Source organism: Mycobacteriales bacterium, from assembly GCA_036497565.1.
Taxonomy (GTDB): domain Bacteria; phylum Actinomycetota; class Actinomycetes; order Mycobacteriales; family QHCD01; genus DASXJE01.
The window spans coordinates 1-7251 of the sequence record DASXJE010000176.1 but is presented as its reverse complement, the minus strand read 5'-3'; the positions used below and the strand labels follow the sequence as shown (position 1 = coordinate 7251).

At 64.3% G+C, this 7251-nt stretch carries 9 protein-coding genes; 6 read left to right on the top strand and 3 right to left on the bottom strand.

Features of this window, described 5'->3' with window-relative positions; all coding sequences use genetic code 11:
• Nucleotides 1–239: hypothetical protein (locus VGH85_14840; GenBank protein HEY2175080.1), on the top strand; the 239-nt coding region annotated here is incomplete at its 5' end.
• A 34-nt stretch (nucleotides 240–273) separates the two neighbouring features.
• On the opposite strand, the gene VGH85_14835 is transcribed toward VGH85_14840, so the two are convergent.
• Both VGH85_14835 and VGH85_14830 read right to left on the bottom strand, forming a co-directional pair.
• Nucleotides 274–1329: a glucose 1-dehydrogenase gene (locus VGH85_14835; GenBank protein ID HEY2175079.1), complete on the bottom strand. Its 1056-nt coding sequence runs from the start codon at nucleotides 1327–1329 to the stop codon at nucleotides 274–276.
• Between the two features lie 53 nt (nucleotides 1330–1382).
• Nucleotides 1383–1784, bottom strand: coding sequence for a helix-turn-helix domain-containing protein (locus tag VGH85_14830; GenBank protein HEY2175078.1), 402 nt, complete (start codon nucleotides 1782–1784; stop codon nucleotides 1383–1385).
• A 68-nt stretch (nucleotides 1785–1852) separates the two neighbouring features.
• Between VGH85_14830 and VGH85_14825 the strand changes: the two genes are divergently transcribed.
• Both VGH85_14825 and VGH85_14820 read left to right on the top strand, forming a co-directional pair.
• Complete coding sequence (locus tag VGH85_14825; protein ID HEY2175077.1) at nucleotides 1853–2521, top strand: nitroreductase family protein; 669 nt, start codon at nucleotides 1853–1855, stop codon at nucleotides 2519–2521.
• A 66-nt stretch (nucleotides 2522–2587) separates the two neighbouring features.
• Nucleotides 2588–3466: an alpha/beta hydrolase gene (locus tag VGH85_14820; GenBank protein HEY2175076.1), complete on the top strand. Its 879-nt coding sequence runs from the start codon at nucleotides 2588–2590 to the stop codon at nucleotides 3464–3466.
• Between the two features lie 35 nt (nucleotides 3467–3501).
• Here the strand turns inward: VGH85_14820 and VGH85_14815 are convergent, their stop codons facing one another.
• On the bottom strand, nucleotides 3502–4503 hold the full coding sequence (locus tag VGH85_14815; protein HEY2175075.1) for an SDR family NAD(P)-dependent oxidoreductase: 1002 nt from the start codon (nucleotides 4501–4503) through the stop codon (nucleotides 3502–3504).
• A gap of 102 nt (nucleotides 4504–4605) precedes the next feature.
• On the opposite strand from VGH85_14815, the gene VGH85_14810 reads away from it, so the two are divergent.
• From VGH85_14810 to VGH85_14800, 3 genes are all read left to right on the top strand, one after another.
• Nucleotides 4606–5457 (top strand): helix-turn-helix transcriptional regulator, encoded by an 852-nt coding sequence (locus tag VGH85_14810; protein HEY2175074.1) that lies wholly within the window; start codon nucleotides 4606–4608, stop codon nucleotides 5455–5457.
• Nucleotides 5458–5755: 298 nt separating this feature from the next.
• The gene (locus VGH85_14805) at nucleotides 5756–6421 is read left to right on the top strand and encodes a hypothetical protein (protein HEY2175073.1); all 666 of its coding nucleotides are present in this window, start codon (nucleotides 5756–5758) and stop codon (nucleotides 6419–6421) included.
• Nucleotides 6422–6685: 264 nt separating this feature from the next.
• On the top strand, nucleotides 6686–7251 hold a 566-nt coding region (locus VGH85_14800; protein ID HEY2175072.1), incomplete at its 3' end, for a hypothetical protein.

Below are 7251 nucleotides of genomic sequence, written 5' to 3'. Positions count from 1 at the left end.
GGGCGATCTATGTCAGCGACTACTCGCGCTACCTGCCCAAGGACGTCGGCGTGCGGGCGTCATTCTGGTGGACCTATACCGGGGCCGGTATCGGCGGCGCATGGATGATGCTCATCGGCACCGTTGCGGCCGCGCTCAACGGCGGGTCCGGACTGGCCGAGGCGGTGCGGCCCCGCTGGGCACGAGCTCGACCAATCTGCCGAGTCCATGGTCCTCATTCTGGGCCTCCGTCGTGCTGAGGGTACCGAATGCCTGGCCTCGTACGTGCCGTTCCTAGATCGGGTGCGGCGCGAAGTCCAAAACGATCTTCACGTCGTCGGGCCGGTACGGCAGCATCTCCCGATATTGTTCCAGGGGTATCCGTCGGGTCAGCATTCTTTCTAGCCATGCGGGGTCTGCGGCCGTCAGCGCGGCCGCAGCTTGTGAGAAGTGTCGCGCATTTGCGTTCATACTTCCGAGAAGCACTCGGTTACCGAGCACAAATTGGAGAGCGGCCAGGCCAAGATCGAGCTGTGTGGACGTGCCAGCCCGCGGGAACCCGACCAAGCAGGTGACGCCGCCCGGGGCGCCAATTTTGACCACCTCCTCGATCACAGTTGCGGAGCCACTGCAGTCAATCGCAATATCGGGAGAGAGACCAGATTCCGAAAGCCGACCGTGATGGTAGGTCGCTCCAAGTGCCCTTACCAGGCTGGGCTTCAGGCCATCCTCGAAAATATCAAAAACATGCACATCGAAACCACGCTGAACTCCAAGCAGGGCGGCCAGCAGCCCGATTGGACCGGCTCCAGTCACTACGACGTTGGACGGGGCCAGCACACTCCGGCGGCCAATGTGGGTGATGTTCTCCCACGCTTTGGCCACTATGGATGCAGGTTCGAGAAGAACACCTAATCTACCAAGTTCAGCGGGCAGCCGGACCAAGCTTTCCGGATGAGTGCGCCAGCGCTCACGTGCGAAGCCATGCAGATGTTTGATACCGTGCTCAACGTACTCGTGTCCGCGACACATATCCCACTCGCCTTTTAGGCAGGCTTCGCACGGATTCGATCCGAGGCGACGCACCATGCCTACCACGAGGTCGCCGGTGGCGAATCCGGAGCTAGTGGGAGCCTCGACGACTCGGCCCACACTCTCGTGGCCGAGAACAAGACAATCCGTTCCCGGAGGGGCTTCGCCGAACTCACCAGCGATGATCTCAACGTCCGTTCCGCACAGTCCTATCTCCATACACTCCACCAACACGGATCCGTCGCTAACTGGCGGCTCCGGGAGGTCCCGAAGTTCGAGACTGTCCTTTCGACCAGGTTGAACTGTCAGTGCCTTCATGAGTCACCCTGGACCTTTCCGAAGGTTGCTGTGTACGGTTCCGAATCTGCGTCTCACGAGTCGGGAGATGCCCCCGCTTTGGATGCCGCGCCGGACCGAGCTCTTTCTATGTCGTTGATATGGGTCTCCGTCCACTCTCGGAGCGCAGTGATCGGCTCGGCGAGGCTGCGGCCGAGTTCCGTCAGCTCGTAGTCGACCCGGGGCGGGATCGTGGGGTGCACGGTACGGGTGACAAACCCGTCGGCCTCCAGACCACGCAGCGTCTGGGTCAGCATCTTCTGCGAAACTCCCCCGATGCGGCGGCTCAGATCCGTGTACCGCATGGTGCCCTCAAGGAGCGCGTCTACGACCAGGACAGTCCACTTGCCGGCGATGTGGTCGAGGACCTGGCGAGTCGGGCACTTCGCGGAGTAGACGTCGGCCGGCAGCCCGGAGGACTCGACGATGGTCTTCATGGGAGGAGAGTAACGCACTAATTGGTGCCTTCTTCCCAACGGAGAGTCACTCTCTCATGGTTTGTCGTATGAGAAACCAGACCCTGTCCGTCGCCGAGGCGATCCGCAATCGGCGTACCGTCCGTCACTATCTGCCTGACGCTGTCCCGCCGACCCTGCTCGCGGAGCTTCTCGCCCTCGCCACAGAAGCACCCACCAGCTGGAACCTGCAGGACCGCTCAGTCGTCGCGATCACCACTGACGAGGGTCGCGAGGGGTTGGTGTGGGCCACCGGAGGGCAGCCCCAGCCGCGGGAGGCACCGGTCATCCTGGTCTTCGTCGCCGAGCCACAGGCCTGGCGCGATGACCACAAGGACGTCTACGACCAGGCACGCCGCGGCGGAGCCTGGAACGAACAGTTCATCGCGATGTTCGCCGCGGCCTCGCAGGCGTTCCAGCAGGACCTGGAGGAACGCGGTCTGCTGCGCGAGTACGCAGTGAAGGACGCTGTCATTGCCGCCACCTACGTGATGCTCGCTGCCACGGAGATGGGACTGGCCACCTCGCCGATGAACGGCTGGGACGAGGCCAAAGTGAAGAAGGTCATCGGCGTCGAGGACCGCGACGACCTCGCCATCGCCTTGTTGGTCTCGGTCGGCTACGCGGCCGAGGAGCGGCGTCATCCCGGTCGCCGTCCCGTGGAACACAACGTCTTTCACCAGCGGTACGGAGTCCCGACGGATGCCGCACCTCAGTAATCGCGTTCCGTAACAACGAGGGTAATCAGGACAGAATCTGGCCGCATTGGACACCAGGATTGCGAAATGGACCCCACCGAGAGCCACAAACCTCCGACCGCGAAGTTTCGTCACAGCCAGGTCGCCGTGGACGCCTCGTCGATACACGTGGTCGAAGCCGGCGACCCGGCGGGCCAGCCGGTCGTTTTCCTCCACGGCTGGCCCGAGTCCTGGCGCTCTTGGCAATCGGTCATGGAGTTGGCCTCTCGGACGGTTCGAGCAGTCGCCGTCGACCTGCCTGGGATCGGCGGGTCCACCGGTGAGGCCACCGACGGGTCGAAACGCCAGATCGCCCGAGTCATCCACGGCGTGATCGACGCCCTCGGTCTGCGGGACGTGACGCTCGTCGGCCAAGACGCCGGCGGCATGGTCGCCTACTCCTACGCCCGACACTACGAACTGGCCCGAGTGGTGATCGCCGATGTAGTCATCCCGGGCCTCGACCCCTGGGACGAGGTCCTTGCCAACCCTCACCTGTGGCACTTCGCCTTCCACTCCACACCGGGCCTGCCCGAACGGCTCGTAGACGGCCGTCAGACCGAGTACTTCGACTTCTTCTACAACGCGATCACCGCGGACCCGGCCATGATCACCGCCACCGCTCGCGCCGCCTACGTCGCGGCTTACTCCAGCGCAACCGCGCTTACCGCGGGTTTCAACTGGTACCGGAGCTTTCACCGCGACGCCGAGGAGAATCGGCGGACAGCACTGGAGCCGATGACGACTCCACTGCTCTATCTCAGAGGCGAACACGAAAGAGGAGACATCAGCACCTACGTCGCTGGCTTCCTCAAAGCAGGTGCCACCCACGTCAACCACGCAGTGGTCGCGGGCGCAGGACACTTTACCCAAGAAGAATCACCGCAGGAGACATGGCAGCTCATCGCTGACTTCGTCAAACCGTGACTTCGCGTGATGCTTGACATCTGGACAGCTCGAAGTCACTGCTCATGCCGTTCCCGGACGTATCGGGCCAGTTCTTCCAGTGACATCTCCCAGAGCCGGTTGGCGTTGTCGGGGTCGAGTGCGTAGCGGGCGACGCCGGAGGTGCTGGTATTCGAGGTGTCGGGGTCGAGGACTTGCGCTTGGTTGCAGTCCTCGAAGTAGCGACCGCCGATGCCGTTGAGCTGTGGTGAGGTGGCGACCAGGGCGGTGGTCGCGGCACCTTGCGCGGTCGTCTTGCAGCTCAGTTGTGATGCGGCAAACTTCTCCGCATACGGGGCTGAGGTGTGCATGGCCGCCACGTCCTCAGGGGCCAGGCGCCGCTGCAGCTTGGTGGTCGCGATCGTTCCCGGGTGGACCGCGTTGGCGGTGATTCCGTCGCTCCCCCAGCGCCGTGTCGCCTCGACGGCGAAAAGGACGTTGGCGGTCTTGGACTGTCCGTAGGCGAGCCCCGGGGCGTACGGACGGGAGGCGAAGTTCACGTCATCGAAGATCACCGGTGAACGCCGGTGACCGACAGAACTGACTGACACGATCCGCGCCCCGCCCCTAGCGGCGAGCGCCTCGCGTAGGCCGAGTGCCAGCGCGAAGTGGCCGAGGTGGTTGACCGCGAACTGCATCTCCCAGCCTTCCGAGGTCCGCCGCAGGTCGGGTACCAGGACGCCAGCGTTGTGGATCAATAGGTCAAGCGGTCCGGCCCAGTCCGCCACGAAGGTGGCGACGGACGCTTGGTCGGCGAGGTCGAGATGGCCGACACGGACCGCGTTACCGGTAGCCGCGGCAATGTCGGTGGCGGTCCGGTCACCGGCGCCGGTATCGCGCACGGCGATCGTGACCTCCGCGCCCACGCTGGCCAACGCCCGTGCGGTCTCGATCCCGATGCCGGACGAGCCGCCGGTGACGATTGCGCGCTTGCCGGACAGATCGATGCCCTCGAGTACTTCGGCGGCAGTGGAGTCACAGCCGAACGGCGTCTGGATCAGATCAGGGCTGGTTGTCATGTGCGCAGGCTCGGCCACGGCGCGCCGGCGCACCAGAGATCTGGTGTTCCTAGTAGTCGCGGGGCCAGGCTCGACCGCCGCGGCGGGCGTACCGTTGTGCCAGTGCCGCACGAGAACGCGATCGGCGACTACCTGCGCGCCCGACGTGAGCTGGTCCGGCCGGGCGAGATCGGCATCCCCGACCTCACCGGCCGCCGGCGGGTGCACGGGTTGCGCCGCGAGGAGGTCGCGCTGCTGGCCGGCGTCAGCAGCGACTACTACGTGCGCCTCGAGCAGGGCCGCGACCAGCATCCCTCACCGCAGGTTCTCGACGCGCTGGCGCGAGCCCTGCAGCTCGACGCCGACGCCACCGCCCATCTCCACCGGCTCGCCACCCAGCCGGCCCGCCGCCGCAAGACCCCGCGGCCGGAGAAGGTGCCCGCGGGCATCCTGCAGCTGATCGAGTCCTGGAGCCAAACCCCCGCCTACGTTCACGGCCGCTACCTGGACGTGCTCGCCGTCAACTCCCTCGCTACGACGCTCATCCCCTACTACGTCAAGGGCGAAAACCTCGTCCGTATCGCCTTCCTCGACCCACGCGTGCGTGACATGTACGGCAACTGGGCGCGGGTCACCGAGAGCACGGTCGCCTGCCTGCGGGCTCTGGTCGGCCCGGACGTGGACGATCCCAAACTCAACGAGCTGGTCGGCGAGCTCTCGGTCCGCAGCGAACGCTTCCGCCAGCTCTGGGCGCGACACGATGTCCGGCCCAAACGCAGCGGCACGGCTCGAATCAACCATCCTCTGGTTGGACCGCTAGAGCTCAACTACGAGAGATTTCCGATCCCCGACACGGACCGCCAGACAATGGGCGTCTACCACGCCGTGCCCGCCAGCGCCAGCGCCCGAGCTCTCGCGCTCCTGGCCACCACGACAGTCGAAGAAGCGCCCGAACCGGCCAGGCCGCGACTATAGCGAGACGCCTCGAGATTAGAATCCGTCAACCACGCTGACAATAGGTCCACGCGTCACTGTCAATGAGCAGCGGGCCGAGACAACCGGATCTCGCGCGCCGCATTGAGACTTGATCGTCAATTTTCGCGGCCCGGCAGAGAGTTCGATCACCGGCGGGCCCGGTTCGTAATCGGCCGAGGCGCGCGACTGTCGCAAGAATCGCCCCAATGAGTGAACGCTGGCTCACAGTGGTCTGAACTACCTTCGACGCACGCCACCCAGTGGTCCAAGGTGGTCGAAGGCTACGGAAGGCTCGAAGATGAGCACGACATTCGACCACCCGTTGGGTGCCCTTTTCGAGGATGTCGCCCTGGGCGCGTATCCGGTTCCGGACGGAAGCATCGACGTGCTCGGCCCCCTCGAAGGGCCTTGCGACTCCCTGACAGTATTTGCCGGCCATGTCGTGATCGCCGACGACGTGTCCGAGGAGTGGGTACGCCAACACACCCCGGAGCGTTGGGATCCCGACGTAGCCGACCTCAGCAACGCGATCACGCGACTGGTCTTCGACATGGCCGAGAAGCTCGGCGGGTCAGTTGCGGCGCCAAGCACCCTGTGCGTCGCGTCTCACCAGGCATCGATCGTGCACGGCGAACTGACCGAAGGTGGCGAGCCGAACCGGGACTGGGCGGCCTATCGAACGGACATCAAGAGCTACCAGTACACCAGCGTAGGCGGCAACGGCACGATCTCGATCGGAACCGGGCCGGCCGGCCGGTGCGACCTCTACCACGAGGTTGACCATCGGACCACCAAGGCCTCGGGCCGCACCAGTCAGGAACTCCTGCGAACGGCGAAGACCTTGGTGCCGCCAGGCAGCGCACTGTTCGGTTCGGCGCAGCTACACGACATCCGAGTACTGCGTTCGGTAATAGCCGCCCGGTTCGAGCCGGTTGCTCTCGAGATCCTCTTCCGAACGAGGTAGCGCCCGGCGATTCGAGCACGGCGCTGCTCGCCGCGCCCTCACCCGGCACGAAGACGAATGATCACCTACACAGGCGACAACTAAGTTGCGCTAGATGTAGAGAGTCTGCTACCTTTCTGCGGTCGAGGGACTCCGAAGCAGGCGCATGCTGACTGGTCACGACACGAGGTGGGGCCGTAGGACGCGGCCCCACCTCACCGACCTGGCTCGCGAGACAGCCCGGACGACAGCGTCAGATGACCAGAGCACCAGGAGTTGTGCACCGTGCCCCAGCCACCGACCGGTCACGAACTGAATTTGACGACCCAAGCTGTCCTGTTGTACGGGAGCTGGGTTGTCACGGCGGCGGTGCTATTGATCGCGGTGCGCATGGGGATCCGACAACGCACTGTGTTTTATCCCCTGCTCGTCGTCGCGGTGCTGATCGGCGCATTCGTCGAACCTCTCTACGACACCGCGATGATGTTGTACTTCTATTCAACCAAGGGTATGGTCACCCATTTCACGGCGTTCGGCATTCCTCAGCCACTCTGGACTCACAGCGGCTACGTAGTCCTGTATGCGGTTCCCGCCCTGTTCATCACCCGTGACGCGTGGCGAGGAACACTGACAAGCAAGCGATTGTACACCTTCGCCTGTCTCGAGTTCTTGATGTCGTGTGCATTCGAGATGATCGGTATCAACGGGGGTGCCTATACCTACTGGGGGCCGCACACTCTCCGCGTCCTGCACTACCCGTTGATCATCGGCGTTCTGGAGACAGCTCAGGTCGTCGTGTTCGCTGTCGCGGCCGCTGTTCTGCGTCGACGGGTGACACACCAGGTCGGTCT

What these genes read in the sequence shown, in the direction of transcription:
- VGH85_14835 (HEY2175079.1), bottom strand. Translation starts at nt 1,329, where the DNA reads ATGAAGGCACTGACAGTTCAACCTGGTCGAAAGGACAGTCTCGAACTT.
- VGH85_14830 (HEY2175078.1), bottom strand. Translation starts at nt 1,784, where the DNA reads ATGAAGACCATCGTCGAGTCCTCCGGGCTGCCGGCCGACGTCTACTCC.
- VGH85_14825 (HEY2175077.1), top strand. Translation starts at nt 1,853, where the DNA reads ATGAGAAACCAGACCCTGTCCGTCGCCGAGGCGATCCGCAATCGGCGT.
- VGH85_14820 (HEY2175076.1), top strand. Translation starts at nt 2,588, where the DNA reads ATGGACCCCACCGAGAGCCACAAACCTCCGACCGCGAAGTTTCGTCAC.
- VGH85_14815 (HEY2175075.1), bottom strand. Translation starts at nt 4,503, where the DNA reads ATGACAACCAGCCCTGATCTGATCCAGACGCCGTTCGGCTGTGACTCC.
- VGH85_14805 (HEY2175073.1), top strand. Translation starts at nt 5,756, where the DNA reads ATGAGCACGACATTCGACCACCCGTTGGGTGCCCTTTTCGAGGATGTC.